This window comes from Kordia sp., from assembly GCF_965224175.1.
Taxonomy (GTDB): domain Bacteria; phylum Bacteroidota; class Bacteroidia; order Flavobacteriales; family Flavobacteriaceae; genus Kordia.
Window position 1 is genome coordinate 4,393,730 of record NZ_OZ245041.1, and the last position, 18,835, is coordinate 4,412,564.

General features: G+C 34.3%; 7 protein-coding genes and 1 tRNA gene. All 8 read left to right on the forward strand.

Going from position 1 to position 18,835, the window contains the following annotated elements:
- A complete protein-coding gene (ftsA, locus tag ACOQOS_RS19070) occupies positions 1 to 1,356 on the forward strand; it encodes a cell division protein FtsA (RefSeq protein WP_420572069.1) in 1,356 nt (451 codons plus the stop codon).
- A 22-nt stretch (positions 1,357 to 1,378) separates the two neighbouring features.
- A complete protein-coding gene (gene ftsZ / locus ACOQOS_RS19075; protein WP_420572070.1) occupies positions 1,379 to 3,319 on the forward strand; it encodes a cell division protein FtsZ in 1,941 nt (646 codons plus the stop codon).
- A 101-nt stretch (positions 3,320 to 3,420) separates the two neighbouring features.
- Positions 3,421 to 3,870: a GatB/YqeY domain-containing protein gene (locus tag ACOQOS_RS19080; protein WP_420572071.1), complete on the forward strand. Its 450-nt coding sequence runs from the start codon at positions 3,421 to 3,423 to the stop codon at positions 3,868 to 3,870.
- A 53-nt stretch (positions 3,871 to 3,923) separates the two neighbouring features.
- Positions 3,924 to 3,997: transfer RNA gene (locus ACOQOS_RS19085), tRNA-Arg, on the forward strand.
- Positions 3,998 to 5,029: 1,032 nt separating this feature from the next.
- On the forward strand, positions 5,030 to 13,726 hold the full coding sequence (locus ACOQOS_RS19090; RefSeq protein ID WP_420572072.1) for an RHS repeat domain-containing protein: 8,697 nt from the start codon (positions 5,030 to 5,032) through the stop codon (positions 13,724 to 13,726).
- A gap of 192 nt (positions 13,727 to 13,918) precedes the next feature.
- The gene (locus ACOQOS_RS19095) at positions 13,919 to 14,323 is read left to right on the forward strand and encodes a LytR/AlgR family response regulator transcription factor (protein WP_420572073.1); all 405 of its coding nucleotides are present in this window, start codon (positions 13,919 to 13,921) and stop codon (positions 14,321 to 14,323) included.
- Positions 14,324 to 15,078: 755 nt separating this feature from the next.
- A complete protein-coding gene (locus tag ACOQOS_RS19100) occupies positions 15,079 to 17,979 on the forward strand; it encodes a histidine kinase (protein ID WP_420572074.1) in 2,901 nt (966 codons plus the stop codon).
- 2 nt (positions 17,980 to 17,981) lie between these two features.
- Complete coding sequence (locus ACOQOS_RS19105) at positions 17,982 to 18,734, forward strand: LytR/AlgR family response regulator transcription factor (RefSeq protein ID WP_420572075.1); 753 nt, start codon at positions 17,982 to 17,984, stop codon at positions 18,732 to 18,734.
- The last annotated feature ends 101 nt before the right edge of the window (positions 18,735 to 18,835 follow it).

Below are 18,835 nucleotides of genomic sequence, written 5' to 3' on the forward strand. Positions count from 1 at the left end.
ATGGAAAACAATAACATCGCAGTAGGATTAGACATAGGAACCACGAAAATCGTGGCAATGATTGGGCGAAAAAATGAATACGGTAAAGTAGAAATTCTTGGAGTTGGAAAATCCAAGAGTCTCGGAGTACATCGTGGTGTCGTAAATAATATTACGCAAACGATACAATCTATTCAGCAAGCAGTTCAAGAAGCGGAAAGTGTGTCTGATTTTAAGATAAGCGAAGTTGTTGTTGGAATTGCAGGACAGCACATTCGTAGTTTACAACACAGTGATTACATTACGCGTACCAACGCAGATGAAGTTATTGATGATGAAGATATTGATTTACTAATTAACCAAGTATACAAATTGGTGATGCTTCCTGGTGAAGAAATTATTCATGTGCTTCCGCAGGAATACAAAGTAGATGGGCAAGCAGAAATCAAAGAACCAATAGGAATGTACGGTGGACGTTTGGAAGCAAACTTTCATGTAGTAGTTGGTCAAGTATCTTCTATTCGTAATATTGGTCGTTGTGTAAAAAGCTCAGGATTAGGCTTGGCAGGAATCACGTTAGAGCCTTTAGCTTCTGCCAATGCTGTATTAAGTCAAGAAGAAAAAGAAGCCGGAGTGGCTTTAATTGATATTGGAGGAGGAACTACAGATTTAGCCATTTTTAAAGATGGAATCATTCGTCATACGGCGGTAATTCCGTTTGGTGGAAATGTAATTACAGAAGATATCAAAGAAGGTTGTTCTATCATCGAAAAACAAGCAGAATTACTAAAAATAAAATTTGGCTCTGCTTGGCCAGGAGAAAATAAAGACAATGAAATTGTGTCAATTCCTGGATTACGTGGAAGAGAACCAAAAGAGATAACCTTAAAAAATCTCTCAAAAATAATTCATGCTCGTGTAGTTGAAATCATAGAACAAGCGTACTTAGAAATCAAAAACTATGGACATGAAGAACAAAAGAAAAAACTAATTGCAGGAATTGTGTTGACAGGTGGTGGAAGCCAACTAAATCACTTAAAACAATTAGTAGAATACATTACTGGAATGGATACCAGAATCGGTTATCCTAACGAACATTTAGCAGGTGATTCAGATGCAGAAATGGCGAGTCCATTATATGCAACGGCTGTTGGATTAGTAATGAATGCAATTGAAAACCAATCAAAAGTTGTCATCGAAGAAGAAGTTGTGGAACAACCTACAGAAACAATTTCAGACGAAGAAACGTCTATTGAAGATAACGAAGAACATACCAATAACAGTGCTCCAATACAATCGGAACCAAAAAAAGAACGCAAGTCGATCTTTGAAAAATGGGCCGATAAGTTGAAAGATTTTTTAGATAACGCAGAATAATAAAAAAAACAGTTAAAGAATTATGAGTAGCAACACAGAATTCGGAAACATTTCATTTGATTTGCCAAAAAACCAATCAAATGTAATCAAAGTGATCGGTGTAGGCGGTGGCGGAAGTAACGCTATCAATCACATGTTCCAACAAGGAATAAAAGGTGTAGATTTTGTAATCTGTAATACAGATTCGCAAGCTTTACAAAACAGTGCCGTACCCAATAAAATACAATTAGGAGTTTCTTTGACAGAAGGATTAGGCGCAGGAGCCAATCCAGAAGTTGGAGAAAAAGCAGCATTAGAAAGTATTGATGATATCGGTACAATGCTAGATACCAATACAAAAATGGTGTTCATTACTGCCGGAATGGGCGGAGGAACAGGAACTGGAGCTGCTCCAGTAATTGCAAAACTTGCCAAAGACAAAGATATATTGACTGTTGGTATTGTGACAATTCCTTTTAAGTTTGAAGGGAAAATGCGTAATGCACAAGCGCGAATTGGAGTTGAAAAACTACGTTCGCATGTAGATTCGCTAATTGTAATCAATAACGACAAACTAAGAGAAGTTTACGGAAACTTAGGATTTAAAGCAGGATTCTCTAAAGCAGATGAAGTACTTTCTACAGCTTCAAGAGGAATTGCTGAAGTAATAACGCATCACTATACACAAAATATTGACTTGCGTGATGCTAAAACTGTGTTATCTAATAGTGGAACTGCTATCATGGGATCGGCAAATGCTTCTGGCGCAAATCGTGCAAACGAAGCAATTATGAAAGCTTTAGATTCTCCATTATTAAATGACAATAAAATTGCAGGAGCTAAAAACGTATTGTTGCTTATCGTTTCTGGTTCAGAAGAAATTACGATTGATGAAATCGGAGAAATCAATGATCATATTCAGAATGAAGCTGGTGGTGGAGCAAATATCATCATGGGTGTTGGAGAAGATGAAACATTAGAAGATGCGATATCAGTTACAATTATCGCAACTGGTTTTGATGTAGATCAGCAAGATGAAATCGTAAATACTGAATCGAAAAAGGTAATTCATACATTAGAAGACGAGCAACCTGCGGTACAGAATTTAACAACAAAACCAACGGCTGTAGTTACTCCAAATCCTATTCCGCAGAAACCTGCAGAAGTTCAGCCAAAGAAAAACGAAGTAATTCGTCATACATTAGTTGATGATACAGCAACGCTAAATCTGATTCCTACGACAGAAATTCTTAAAAATATGTCTGTTGTTTATGAAGAAGTAAAAGCGCAGCCAGCAGCTGAAGAGTTTATCATAACTACAATGACCGATAAAATCAAAGGAATTGAAGTAAATGAACCTGAATTTGTAATTGCTGATGAGAAAGAGGAAGAAGATGAAAATCAGATTGCATTTACATTCGATATGCCATTGGCAAATCCTGTAGTGGAAGAAACACCAAAATCAGAAGAAAGTATAGTGAAATTCGAACTTACTTCTGAGGATGTAAACACAATAGAGGTAAATGATCATGTAGAAGTAATTCCTGTGACAGAAGTTCATGACAAAGGTGTTACGCGTTATAGTTTAGATGATTATATGGAAGAAGAAGCTGCCAATGAAAAAAATATTCCTCAAGCAGCTGAAGATGGTATAGTTTTTGAGAAAAAAGTAGTGGAAAGTCCGACAGACGAAATCAAGAATACTGATGAAGTAGATCCTTTCAATAGTACAATTGAAGAGAGTTTGAAAAATAGAGCGGACGAACGTAGAAAGAAACTAAAAGAATTTAATTATAAATTCAATAATAATGTCTCTCGTATTGACGAAATTGAAAAACAACCAGCTTATAAAAGAGCAGGAATTGAACTCAATGATGCGCAATCGGCAGACAACAATGCTTCCCGAACCAGTTTAGGTACGGATAGTAATGATGATATGCAATTGAGAAGTAATAACTCTTTCTTGCACGACAACGTTGACTAATTAGATTTAGTACTATTATATATGTTTTTTAGACCCGGAAATTGCTGTTCTATTTTCGGGTTTAATTTTTTATCTTCGCTACACCAAAAAAACGAAAAATCATGGGATTACAACAAGATATAATGACAGCTATGAAAACGGCAATGAAAGCTAAAGATCAAACGGCTTTAGCAGCTTTACGTGCTGTAAAATCAGAGTTATTACTAGCAAAAACTAGTGGAACTGGTGAAGATTTATCGGAAGCAGACGAAATTAAATTACTTCAAAAATTAGTGAAGCAACGAAAAGATAGCGCTGCAATTTATTTAGAACAAGACAGAAAAGATTTGGCACTTCCTGAAATTGATCAAGCAGAAGTGATTAGCCAGTTTTTACCAGAACAATTATCAGAAGAAGAAATAGAAAAAGTAGTCGTGATGACTATCGATAACATTGGTGCTTCAGGAATGAAAGACATGGGAAAAGTGATGGGAATCGTTTCTAAAGAACTATCTGGACAAGCAGATGGAAAAACAATCTCTACTATAGTTAAGGCAAAACTGTCTAACTAATATTTTCAACTTTAATTTATTTAATAAGTTTTCCGTTTGCGCGGGAACATAAAGGCTACGTAGCTCAGCTGAATAGAGCACTGGATTTCGGCTCCAACGGTCGTAGGTTTGAATCCTACCGTAGTCGCAAAATAACTCACTGAAATACAGTGAGTTATTTGTTTTTATTAACGATCTTTTAACTGTTTAGAACTTGAAAAAAGGTACTCTTATAATCTAGTTATTAAGATTTTTAGTGTTCAATGTGTTGAATATTAAGAATTTATGATTTAGTGGCTTCTGGGGAGAATTTTAAAGGAAATAATTTCCGTTTTAAAGTTGTTAAAAATTATTTGATATAAACTAATAACTTAGCTCCCTTATCTTTACTGTCCAGTTTTTTGATGCTAGTCCCAACAATTTAAAAAAGTTTATCAAGAGAGTATACACAGGGTTTTTATTTCAACATATAGGGAATCGAGATTATTCTACATTATCAAAAAGAGAAAAAGATATAATTAGAGCGGTTAGAATATTATTAGAGTTTCATAATACAGGTAAGATAGAATCCAAGAAACAACTTTTCATTTTCGATGGATCAATTGGTGAATTTAATGCTACAATTCATTGCTTATAAATTGGTGGTGCCCTCTTAACTTGGAATAAATCATAAAGCTGATTTTTATTTTTAAGTGAATATATATTCGTGTATTTATACCTAATTAAGGTCATAAAAATTAAACAATTCTAATTAAGGGAGAGAGCTTATACTCACTGTAATAAGTTATTTATATTTTATAAAAACGCAATTGATCTTTTATAAAAGGTCAAATAGATTCCTTTGTTTACAGGCATTAATACACTTCCTTTGAATCAAATTCATTAAAACCTTGATTAGTATGAAAAACCAAAATTAAACCCTTTTAACGAGTCGAAAAGGAAAATTTGATAGCAATGGTATTGCAAAAAAACGACCTCATTTTTATGCTCGTAACAATTAACGCTGGGAGAATTACATGCATCCATTTCAAAGAGTATATGGAGTATAACTTCCGAATTTAACGCACACTTTCACTGAATCATTCTTTAAGAAAAATGAGCCTTAAAAAGACGATACATTTCTTTATCTCTAGGCTCAATGTTGACCAAAAAAATAGATATCCTGTATAAAAACATTATTATGAATATATCCAAATATTTTCAAATTTTAGGGTTGCTTCTTGTCAGCACACAATTAACTCTAGCGCAAGTTCCCCAAAAAACATTTTCAGAAAAACTAGATGGGATTAAAACATCTAGTAAAGAATTAACCAAGAGCGCCTCTTCAGATAATTCGTCTGTTGGACAATCTGGAGCCATGTCAACTTCTGTTCCTTTAGTAAACGTTACCTCGAGGACGATGTCTTTTCCAATTCAATTAAACTATACTGCGGGGATCAAAGTCGACCAGAAAAGTGGTCCTGTAGGACTTGGTTGGGTACTTCCAGTTGGAAGCATTACTAGAGACTACGGAGCTTTTGAACCCGACTATTCCTCAACAGAACATGAAGGTGATATGAATTGTTCGGTTGTAGGAGGAAATGATGGCTGGTTGAATCCTATCGGAAATAGTATTAATCCAACAACTCATAATCAAATTTTACAGTACAATACTTTAGTTCCTTCAGGAAATCGTCCGATGCCTTTAAGTGATTTTTATCATGTAAGTGTTCCCGGATTTGGTTCCAATTCATTTTGGAATGGAGGTACTATTGGAGACAATCATAATTGGAAGCTTAATGAATATGAAAATTGGATGATTGATCATAGCGTTAAAACCTTTATCATTGATCAGGAATATTCTCGTATTAATGAAAAAGACATGGGAGCCGGCCCTACATATGTAGGTGATAAGACAAAATTTAATACTTCAGTCAACTTTGCTGCGGCAATAGGTGTTTTACCTTATGTTATTAATGGAAAGGCAAAATTTGCGGATGTTGCTTCAACCAATCAAGTAGAATATGAAGATTTTAATTCTTTTACAATCACTGATGAAAATGGAACTCACTACGTTTTTGGAAGACCATTGCGTGGACAAAAGTTCATTCTTCAAGAATCACCATATTGGTCAACTACTACTGGTAGCAGTGCTGGAAATTCAACTATGGGAAATTTCTGGAAGCTAGACTATATTGCTGAGTGGCTTTTGACTGAAATTCGTTCTCCAGATTATGAGGATTTGAATGGAAACGGAATTGCAGATGACGAAGATGCAGGAGATTGGATTCGTTTTGAATATACTGAAAAAACACAGTATGTGGAGACAGTTCCTAAAAATGGAACTTCAAGTTTTCATGCTAATGTTCCTAAACATCGTGAATGGTCATCGTTTTCTCAAACGGACCAGGCTTCTTCGTTAATGCGTGAGCGTGCTTATTTAACTAAGATTGTAACGCCGATTCAGGAAGTAGATTTTACAATTTCGAAACGATTTGATGTGGATCATGATTATTTAGCAAAACCTGCAAATCGTGTAGGGAATGAGTTTTACTATGAAAACCGTCATTGCGCGGCTGGTGCCAATGGTTCTCCCTCTGATTTTGATATTAAATATCCTGTGGAGACAATGAAGTATGATTCAATCAAAGTATACAGTAAATTTATTGACAAAACCATTTATACAACTGAAAACACACTAACACAAGGAATTGTATTTAAGTATGCTGACAAAGGAAGTCCTGAAGAATTGGCGGTATCAGATTATGTAATTCGAGATAATGATGACACGCCTAAAACACGTGCTGATGGAACACATATCGGAACTCCTTCACAAACCTATTTTGATATTGAGGAATTTAAGCAAGGAGATAAAAGGGGAAAAACAACATTGCTTGGTATCGAACTATTCGGTGGCGATATGGATGCTTCTCAAAAAACACAATACGAATTCGAATATGCCTATAATCCGAGTTATTCCGAAATTCATAAACGAAACATTATAAAACAATGGACGTCGCCTTCGGTGCGACAATCTGGTGTGCCAAAAGCTGATCCGAGAATTGGCGGAAACCATATATATACGGAGCAAATATTACAGCCAGATGGTATTTCTTATCAAAATATGTTACATACTGATCTTCCTACATATGAATTTTTAATTGACATTCCATTTACGCAGAAACATCATAAAATTGAAACCTTAGCAGAAGCAATAGACTTTGCTGAGTCTGGAGCACTTGATCAAGGAAGTTTTACAGTTATTGAAGAAACAATAAATCCTGCGCTAAAACCTATAAAAGATGTTTTCGGTTATTTGTATGCTGAAAACTGTACAAGTTGTACTGAAGCATGGAGTTTAACAAAAATCACGTATCCAACTGGTGGGCAAGTTAGTTTTGAATATGAATCTGGGACATTCGATATCAATGATAAATCAAATTGGGATTTTAACGAAAATGAAGTGCCGCTTGTAAAAGAATATAATGCACTTGCAAAGAAGCGTTCATATGTACAAGACGCACACAATCAATATGCAGCAAATTTAGGACAAGGAATAGGATCAAATAATAGGCAAAAAGAATTGACAGCTACATTTGAATTAGATATACCTTCAAACTTTGGTGTTAGATTAAAAAAGAAAACGATCTCAGACCGAGTAAATCTCGATGTTGTTTTTGAATATGATTATGGAACAGGTCACTACTCTGCGCTTCCTGCTGAATGTATTCAATCCATATACGGCACGTTTAATCAATTCTTAATCCTTGAAAAACTACGTCATCGATGGGAGATAGATAATTATGGTCCAGCTTCAGTAACTGGAGATAATTATATTAACGATTTTGAAGAAAAAATGAGATATGCCGCACTTTCAGGAGTCGCATTAGATGAATACCGAGCAGTTCATTTTTACGAATATGTTGATGAAAAGATGATTGATGATTCTTTTAAACGTTCACATTATGGACCTTTAAACGGAACTACTATTGTTGAATATGACGACTTTAACTTATTTTGTGTAAAAAAGCCAAATGATGGTTCTTTAGATAATCGCTATATTTTGGCAAAAACAGATTTGTCATTACAACCTATTCAATTACTTAAAATTGAAAGTTTTGATGCCAATGGATCAACTCCTTATCAAGAGGAAACATATACATATGAACGCACACAGCTTGAATCAAAGGATTTTGAAGTTGACTATTCTCAAGTCAATAATAATTCAAATACGATAGAATTATGGGATAATTCATTTGAAATTTACTTACCCATAACTCCTAATTACAACACAAACACCTACAATGTTGGAAATATATATTTTTGGTCAATAGGAGCACCAAATCCAGGAGACACAGGATTTGGTTATATTACTTCAAAATATATTACTGATGGACATAGCCTTCCATATCAATCACAAAGTCCTTACAAATATGAACGATGGGCTTCTTTCAAAACAACATTAAAAAAGAGAGAGAATAATTATAAGGGATTGTCTTCAATAACAGAATACGATTACAATAGCAGGTATCAGCTTGCACAGGAAAAAGCTTCTACTGGATACACTTTCGATGAACTCATTACTGAGTATACGTATGCTTATGAGACATATATTGCTGCTCCCCAAAATGTTTTTCTAAATAAAAATATGTTATCGTTACCAACGGAAACTACATCTTATTTAAATGTAGTGTTACCAAGTAACGCTGTAAGTGCCAAGATGATTACCTATGATTTGAATTCCTATGCTGTTCCGCGAGTGGAAGCATCGTATGCGTATGAAACAAATTTAGATGCTACTTTTGGAACATTTACATTGACTCCTTTCGATATCAATTCAAGTTCCAATCCTAATTGGAGAATTACACAAAATGATAACATAGCATACAACAAACCAGGACAATTGATTTCTTCAAGAGCGAATCGTTTGTATTCAAAAACTGTGTTTGGAAACAATATAAACTTACCAAAAGCAACGATCTCTAGTCCAATTGAAGCATTTGATAGTACCTACTCAGGTTTCGAAGATTTCACAGGAAGACATAATATAGAAGATTGGGATAATGATGACTATCAAGATGAAAAATGGTTTACCGCTGATATTGAAACAGGAGAAGAAATTGGATTCTCAACACTGGTAGTTCAAAATCCTTGCGGACATCCAATTCCTTCGGGAGGATTGACAACCGCTGAAACTATGAGTAAACATCATAATTATGTAATGACAGATAATACCTTAGGACTTACGGTGGGTGATGTTGTAGAAATAAAATTAACTGGAGGTGAGTATGCGGTTCCATCAAACTACTCCTGGAGCATTGAAACCACGGTTACTGCAATCCTTGATCGGACTGACTACATCGCTAATGGTGTATTACCAAATTGGATTGACGTTCAGCTGAAAGATTATATTCTTTGTTTTGCGGATCCATTAGAATTTCCTGAGTCGTCTTATACGCTTAATGGTGTTTTTGGAGGAGTTGCCAATCCCACTGATGAAGGAGCAGCACTGACCATTTCTGAAACTATTATTAAAAAGAAAAACCCAGTATACAATCTTTCAAAAACCTATGCTAGAACGGGAAAATACAGTTACAAACTTCCAACCTTGAAAGATGCCGGCGAAAGTCCTACAAAAACTGCGGTTCGTCCTGTAAATCTTACGGCGCCTTTCCCTGGGTCAGGAATGGCATGTATGGATCCGTATGTTGCACCTTCACAGCAGAATGAATGTCAATGGTCCTATGAAGCTTCTGTTTGGTTAAAATATGATTATGATATTACTGCTATTGGTGTCGGAGACGCCATACTCAAAAGCGGAGACATCGATGGAGACAATATTTATCAACGAGGAACAGTTAGTGAAAACAACAACCAACAAGGAGTGAAAATTATCTGTGACGTATACAATATTGATCACACTGTTTTGTTAGAACGAAAAGTGTTCTATCCTGAATCACTCTCAAAAGACTGGAAACAATATACAGTTACGATGCCTGTATTAAAAGGAGGAGTGAAATGGTTAGACGTATATGTTCAAAATGAACGCGAACAAATTGGAGCATCAGTTACAGAGTATAAATCTGTATTTGCTGACGATATAATTATCTATCCAACAGGATCAAAGTACACGTATAAAACCTATGACAAATTTGGTAATGATACTTTTACAACGAATAACAATGATGTCTTTACGGAATCTGTTTTTGATGAAAAAGGGAGACCAATTGTTCAAAAGAATGCCTATGGTACAACTATTTCTGAACAAACGTATTTTGAACATCCAAATTGGACGAATCAAGTAAATCATATAACGGAACGTAAATGGGTTTCCAATGGAGTTTTTAATGAATCACGTAATTATCTAGATGGTTTTGGGAAAACAAAACAAACTATGATCTCAGACCTTGTTAAAGATGCACGTGTTGTTACAGAATCCAATTACTTCAATAATAAAGGTTTCACAACAGCAACGTTTAAACCATATACATTAATGGGTGCAACCCTAGAAGACAATTATGACACCGATTATATCTTCAATGTCCAGGATTTATATTCATCAAGTCATGCGCTTACAGAGGTAGTCTATGAAGCAAAACCTGAAATGAAAGTTGCAAGCATGTCATTACCAAGAGAAAATAGTGAAACAGCAATCATAGCGTCTCAACAAGATTACGTATCAATCAATCCGCTATTTGCTCCTTATGGGACAACACCTAGTACACAAAATTATCCAGCGGGTAGTTTACTTATCCATGAATTGACAGATGCCAATGGTAATGTAACAAAAACCTATATGGATAATTTAAGACGTGTTATATTGGAAGAAAAAACTATTGGAGAAAATCATGTTCAATATGCAGATGGAACCATTGGGTTGACTACAGGAAATACAATTGCACAAACATGGTTTGTATACGATCCTGAAGGTAGATTGATAAAAGTGGTTGATCCAACAGGAAAAGAAAACACCTATGAGTACAATAGTTTAGGTGTAATTGTAAAGAAAACCATTGCTGATAAAGGAACTTCAGAACTCCGTTACGACAAATATGGACAAATTCGATTTATACGTGATCAAAAAGATATAGACGCTACCAATAGCAACACATTTGGTACAGATCAATTTGCATATTGGAAGTACGATGCGTGGGGAAGAATCCAAGAAACAGGACAAAAACAAGTTGCTACGTCTCAACCTTCATTCACTGGGCAACTTTATTTTGATGATTACACGAAAATTGAAGATCAAAACTTCCCAGAAGCAAGTGATCCACTTGGACAATTGCATCAAAGTTTTGAATTCGATGGTTCTCGTGATGAATTCAATAGTAATACAAAGTTATGTGAAACCGTGTATAATGATCATGTTGTAAACAGTGATTTTACAATTACTGCACAAACAATAGATAAAAAATGTTTTGCATATATGGCAGACGGACAACTTGCAAATGTGACTTATAACTATCAAGACCTAGATCCGCATACAATTTCCTATGACTACAATGAAGTTAGACTTCCAATTGGAAAACGATATACACATCCAACGGAAAGTACGTATAATTTTGAATGGAAAACGAATCTAGATAATTTTGCTAGACCACAAACCAATAGTTCTATTTGGAATGGCACCACCACTCAAACAGGACAATACTATTACGATGTACTGGGAAATCTTCTCGTTAAAGGAATGGGGACAACAGGAAATGCAACAGATCCACATTTAGATTATCATTTCTATAAGTTTGATATTCGTGATCAATTAACGCATCAAACTTCGAAATATTTCCGATTTGGATTGAAATACGATCCAATAGGAAACATTACAGACCAATTTTGGAGTAATGAACTATTTGATCCAACCAATGGAGCAAATTCAAATATCAATCAATATCATTACTATTATGATAAAATGAATAGATTGATAGGTGCAGATTATCGTTTAGGAACACAATCAGAAAATCCATTTGCAAATGTTGATGAACTATTTGGAAGCATTCCTAACGACTTCTTATGCGGAGACAATGGCATCGCTGTAGATGAATACCTAAATAACATTGTTGATGGTTTAAATCGTCAAATTGAAGATGGAATTAATGTAGAAACTTCCAAACAAGCATTGAACAGTATACGCGTACTGCGTTCAGAATATGTAAATGCAGATGTGGCATACAATGCAATGACGGAAACTCAAAAGGAAGGATTTTTAGCAAACTACATCGGCAGATTAGATCGTGAAAGAATTGACTCTAAAGCCTTTGAAATGTATCGTGCGACACAAGAAAGGGATCATAGACATCTAGATGCATTGAGAGATGGTAGAATGACGCCTGCAAAAATGAAGTATACTCAAATAGTACTTTCTGGCATGCCGTACAATAGTAGTGTTCCATGCGATGCCAATGCCAATGCTACCATCTATGGCTTTTTACCTAGTTTCCCGTTCCCAACAAATGTGACCAACAGTACAAAATATGATACTGCGTATTGGTATACTGCGAATGGAAACATTACCGATTTAAATCGAAATGATGAAAATGGAATAAAAGCAGCGCAAAACTACATGTATGCAAATGCACAAAATAATCTATTAACGGAAGTCGAATGGGATACCAATGGTATTTTTGAAAATCACTCATATAACTATGACACTAATGGAAATATCATAACCGATTCTAGAAATGATATTTCAAATATTTCATATGATGATTACGACGAATTACCAATGTCTATTACCAATTCGAACGGAACTAGAAAGTATCGTTATGATAGTAATGGTCAACGCATCGCAAAAGAGGCAGGTGTAAACAACAAAAGCTACTATTTGGATGGTGTAATAATTAACCAAAACAACGAAGTAGTAAGTTACCAAACATCGGAAGGCTATGTGGCTGTTTCCAATAATGCAGGAATAGTGATTACAGATTATTTCTATAACATTACAGATTGGCTTGGAACAAAAAGAGCTGTAATGGATGCCACAGGAGCTGAGGTAAACGCAAATGATCATTATCCATTTGGAATGCGTATGCCAGCCCGTCAAATAGTAACTGATGCTGAAGGAAACCGTTACCAATACACAGGGCATGAGTACGATGAAGATACAAGATATGGATATCATGGCGCACGATATTACAACCGTGAATTAGGGAGATATATGAATGTAGACCCATTAGCCGAAAAGTTCCATTCGTGGAGTAGCTACAACTATACCATGGGGAATCCTATCAATTTAATTGATCCGACAGGAGAAGGACCTACCGATTGGATAAAAAATAAAGATGGAGAATATATTTGGGACAATACGGTAACAAATCCTTATCAAGTGAAAGAGGGGCAAACCTATGTTGGTCCTGAAAATCAAGATATTGTTAAAGATTTATTTGGAAAAGAAGATTTCAAAATGAAAACTGAAGATACAGGAATTACCGGAACCGGTTCTGGACGAGGTATGGTTGTCTCAAGTTATGCAAAGGTTTTTACAGTACTTAATGTTAGTATAACCGCCAATGTATCTTATGAAAATAATGATACAAGCACTAGAACGTTTGATGGTATTGGAATAGAAACATCTGGTATGTCATATACATTCGCTCCAATAAATATCTTTCAAAAATTTGACTTTACAACTACGAGTTTAACAGTAAATGGAGATAAAATGAATGTAAATAAACACCAAAATTCCTCAATTGGGCCTCAGCCAATATCATATAAGAGGAAATTTATGAAACAACGTCACTTATTAATGGATTCTGAAGAAGTGTATTCCTTAAAGAAATTATCTATTTCATTATCAGGACAGAGTACTTTTGGAGGTACTCCTCTAACACATAAAACAGTACTAGGAAGTATGATTCCAAATCCAACTAAAATATCACTAACTATACCTCGTAAGTAACAATTAGTGAAAAGTATTTTGCTTATGTATGTCAGTGTCAATAAAAGGCCGTGTACTAAAAAGCAATTATGATAAACAAACAAGCCTCTTTCGGGAGGTTTGTTTTACAATTTTTTAGCTACTAAAAACTTTTAGAGAACTTAAAATCTAAAAGTGATTATAGTTTGAAAACCATAAAATATATTAATACGAATGAAAGATATAACTCCAAATACATTATCACTACTGCAAAACCCTCATAGTTATATACTTGTGGGAAGTAAACATAAAGGTGATTATTTGGACAAAAAACAAGTTATTTATGCTAAATCAGCTGTAAACTATACTTGGCTCTATCTAATAAGTGGATCAAGATATTTAAGCTGTAAACCGATTGGATATTATGAAGAGTTTTTAAGAAAAGACAATTTTATTAGAATTCACCGCTCTTATTTAATTAATCTTTTAAATGTTAAATATTATGAACAAAAATACCGTTTAGTACATCTTAAAGGAGGAATTACACTTTCTGTGAGTTATAGAAGAAGTCGTAGTTTTTTAAGAAACTTAAAAGCACACAACAATCTAAATATATTCTTTATTGAAATTGTCTTTTAATAAACTTCTTAGTTTTTGATCTTTCTAATGTAAGCTCTCCTCTTTGGAATTGCTACATTTGATTGGACAAGTAGAAGAGAGATTTAAGTAGCTAAATGTATGGCAATAGATAATTAGTTTACTTTTAGTTTTTTCCGAAATCAAATTATAGCTGAAGCATGTAACTTAGGCATAAAAAGAATTGGAGTTGGAAGAACATTTGTCCACCTTGATGTAGATGAGAATAAGAGTCAATATGTTGCTTGGAGGTATCCTCCAGGAACACTCCTGAAGTGAATCCATTTGTGTAATTTTCTAGTAGATAATAATGTATATTTACAAAGGTTGATACAAATAAAATTAGGAACGAATTGTATGTAGAATCAAAAAAATAAAAAGTATCTTTTAGAAGTATCGTTTTATACATGAAAAGTATCGATTTGCAATATTTAAATTTTTTAAGTAATTGATATGCAGTTATTTGTAAGCTCGATTTCTAAGTTTCGGCTCCAGCGGTCGCAGGTTTGAATCCTGCCGTGGTCACTACAGAAATTTCTTAAGATTAAAAAGAGCAACTAAATTTAGTTGCTCTTTTTGTTGTAGCACGCTCTTATTACTAATAATGAGGATTCAAAGATATAAAACTACTGAAGTCAAAAAAGCTTTGTTCATAATATGTTTCCCTAAACTAGTAGTTCAGCAAAGAACTCTTACATTTCAGAAAGGAAGCGATTTGGTTCTTATATTTTATGCTACTTTTATAAAAACTTTTTTACTTGAAGCAAAGACAAATCACGATATATTTTTTCTTTATTAGCTTAATAATTTGGGCACAAGAACCTGTTAGTATTCACTTAACTGAAGTAAACGGTTTGCCCGATATCGAATTTTACGATGCCATTGAAGATCTTGAAAATAATATCTGGCTTGCGGGTAATAAAGGACTTTTTCGCTATGACGGAAAAGAATATGTTTCCTACTCACATCCTGAGAAACGTGGACGTTCATTTTTTAATCTAAAATTAGATCATAAAGGAAGATTGTGGTTTAACAATATTGCGGGGCAGTTTTTTTACATTGAAAATAACAAAATACAACTTTTTGTTGATGTTCAAAATCGTTTAAATGGTGCGCTGGCAGATTATGAAATACACGAAAAATATCTTCTAATTCGAGTACCTAAAGCAACTATTTGGATAGATATTAAGACCAAAGAAGTTGTATATACTACACCAAATGTGTCTGGAACTAATATTGGTTATATAGAGAACAATCGTTATTATTATGTAGCAAATGAAAATAAATTTCAATATCAAGATTTAGATACGAAAGAAGTTCATAAAGTAGTAAAAACGCCTTTAAATCTTACTAAAAAATATCCTGGATTCACACATTTTTATAAAGTTTCTGAAGGGTATTTATTATTGTTTCAATCGAAAATAGGTGACCAAAAAAGTTTATATCATATACATAACGAAACTTTGACACCACTGCAATTACCTACGGAACTTCAAAAGATAAGAATACAAGTCATACAAGAATTTGATAAACTCTTTTATTTTGCCACAATGAATGGCATTTTTGTAGCAAAACGCTCTGGAAACCAACTCAAAGTGATAACTCATTACCTACAATCGTATGCTGCGACAGAAATTATAAAAGATTTTCAAGATAACTTATGGATTCCAACGTTGAGCAATGGAGTTTTTGTGATTCCGAACGAAGGTTTACAAGCAATTTCTAATGAAAGAAGAGATATTACAGTTCTTGAAAAGAAAACAGATTCGACATATTTTATGGGAAATAAAAAAGGAAATATTCAATTGGTCAACCTAAAAGGAACGATCAAAGAAACCTATAATTTTAATGATATTTCTACAATTCGAACGCTAGATTACAATCCTACAACCAAGATTCTTTATTGCAATTCAGACAAACAATTTTTAAAATATCATACCGAAAAGAAAACAATAAATCGTATCCAAAAACGAAGTGCTGCAAAATCGATTTCGCATATAAAAGACGATCTATATTTGCAAAGTTATGCCCATGGAACGTTCTATGGAAATGATGAAAAACTAAAAGAAATCAATCCTAAAAGAGCCTATAAATCCATATACTCAAAACAAAAAAACAAAGCATATATTGCTAATATTGATGGATTATTAGTCTACGATTCCGTATTCAATTTTCAAAAACTGATTCAACATCAAGGCAAACCTGTTTTTAGTTTTGACATTGAAGAAGCTATTGACGGAACTATTTGGACTGCCACGTATGACAATGGTGTATTAGGAATTAAAAATGATGAGGTCGTTGCGGTACTAAACACAGAAAATGGCTTGGCTTCAAAAGCTATTAACAAGATAAAAACTGATGGTAAAAATCTATGGATTGTAACAGACAATGGCTTGCAATACTATAAAAGTGACACGAAAACGTTTCAAACGCTCAATAAACGTGATGGCTTACTATCATATAATATCAATAACATTGAAATCTTTGGTAATGAAGTTGTATTCAGCGCAAACATTGGAATGTTCCGTTTTAATAAACTCACAATTTTCAAAGAATGGAATACGCCACAAGCATATTTTACAAACGTACATTTAGAAGAAACACAAGTTCCATTAGCTGCCAAATACTCCATAAAACAACAACAAAGTGAAATAGAAATCCGATTCAATTCAAAAGGTTTTCAATCAGATAAATTCGTAACATATGAATACCAACTCAAAGGTTTCAACGACTCATGGAATACGGTAGATAAAGGGCAATTGGCAGTTAAATTCAATACCTTGCCTGCTGGAAACTTCACATTTAACTTGCGAGCCAAAAACGTAGGTGGAACACAATATTCTGAAATCAAAAGTATCCAATTCAACATTACGCTTCCGTTTTGGAAACAAGCCTGGTTTATTGCCTGTATCATGTTAGCAATAATCGCCTTAGTCATTCTCTATTTCAGAAGGAAAATCCGCATTCGCGAAACGCAAAAAAACAAAGAATTACAACAACTAGAAATTGACAAACAACTGGTAAACCTACGTTTAGAAAACTTACGTTCTCAGATGAATCCGCATTTTATCTTCAACGCATTAAACTCAATTCAAGAATACATCGTACTCAATCAACAAAGCTTGGCAAGTACATATTTGGTAAAATTTTCTCGACTCATTCGTACCTACTTAGAGCAAAGTCAAGAAAAAGAAATTACACTAGATCAAGAACTAAAAGCATTAAATTTATACTTAGAATTGGAAAAAGTCCGCTTTGAAGAAGAACTCAGCTATACAGTGTCGATTGCTGAAAACTTAGCATTGGAAAGTATTAAAATTCCATCGCTATTCATTCAACCTTACATTGAAAATGCTATCAAACACGGGTTACATCATAAAATTGACAACCGAAAATTAGAAGTTACTTTCAAAAAAGAAAACGAACAACTCTTATGTGAAATTACCGATAATGGTATTGGACGAGAAGCTGCGCAAAAACTCAAAGAAAATCAAGCACACTACTACAAATCTTTTGCAACGCGTGCCAATACTGAACGAGTAGAGCTCATTAACAAAGATCGCCTCGAAAAAATAAAAGTCAACATAAGCGACTTAACTAACGAAAACAATCAACCTACAGGAACGCGTGTTAGCATCAAAATCCCTTTAAAAAAATAGCCATGAATGCACTAATTATAGATGACGAACGAAAAGCACAAAACTTGCTAGAAGCGCTATTGCAACAAAACTGCCCGCAAATTTCAACAATTGATAAAGCCTCAAACTTACTCGAAGGTGTCAAAACCATCAAAGCAAAAAAGCCGCAGATTGTCTTTCTTGATATTGATATGCCGCAACATTCAGGCTTACAAATTTTGGAGTTTTTTGAAAATGAAACAGTCGATTTTCAAATCATTTTTGTCACAGCGTATAACGAATTTGCGGTAGAAGCTTTCAAATTGGCCGCCGTAGATTATTTACTAAAACCCATTGATATTTCTGAACTCACGCAAGCGGTCAGCAAAGCCGAAAAAATCATCAACGATCAAAACATCAACACACAGATTCGCGATTTAAAACTAGCATTCAAACAAATGGCTGTTAGTAAAATAGCGCTCGAAATCCCCAAAGGTATCATCTTTGCTGCCGAAGACGACATTTACTATTTTGAAGCAGATGGTATGTACACCAAAGTATACTTGCAAGGAAACCGAACGGAATTCATTTGCAAGCCGTTAAAGCATTTTGCAGATCAATTGGCACACAAACCCATCTTCTACAAGCCGCATCGTTCCTACTTAATCAACCTAAAACACATCAAAGAACTCTCCAAAAAAGATGGTTTTCATCTCATCATGGAAAACAACAAAACCATTCCAATTTCTCGCGACAAAAAAGATACCTTCATGCAAGTCATTGCAGAAATATTTTAAAAACATAATTTAGTTCAATAAAAATATGTCATTTCGAGCGCTGTCTAGAAACCTTATAAAAATCAAATCTATTAGGAGCTATTTCCTGCTATCACTACTCA

Coding starts and splice junctions, on each gene's coding strand:
- ftsA (WP_420572069.1), top strand. CDS start 1: ATGGAAAACAATAACATCGCAGTAGGATTAGACATAGGAACCACGAAA.
- ftsZ (WP_420572070.1), top strand. CDS start 1,379: ATGAGTAGCAACACAGAATTCGGAAACATTTCATTTGATTTGCCAAAA.
- ACOQOS_RS19080 (WP_420572071.1), top strand. CDS start 3,421: ATGGGATTACAACAAGATATAATGACAGCTATGAAAACGGCAATGAAA.
- ACOQOS_RS19090 (WP_420572072.1), top strand. CDS start 5,030: ATGAATATATCCAAATATTTTCAAATTTTAGGGTTGCTTCTTGTCAGC.
- ACOQOS_RS19095 (WP_420572073.1), top strand. CDS start 13,919: ATGAAAGATATAACTCCAAATACATTATCACTACTGCAAAACCCTCAT.
- ACOQOS_RS19105 (WP_420572075.1), top strand. CDS start 17,982: ATGAATGCACTAATTATAGATGACGAACGAAAAGCACAAAACTTGCTA.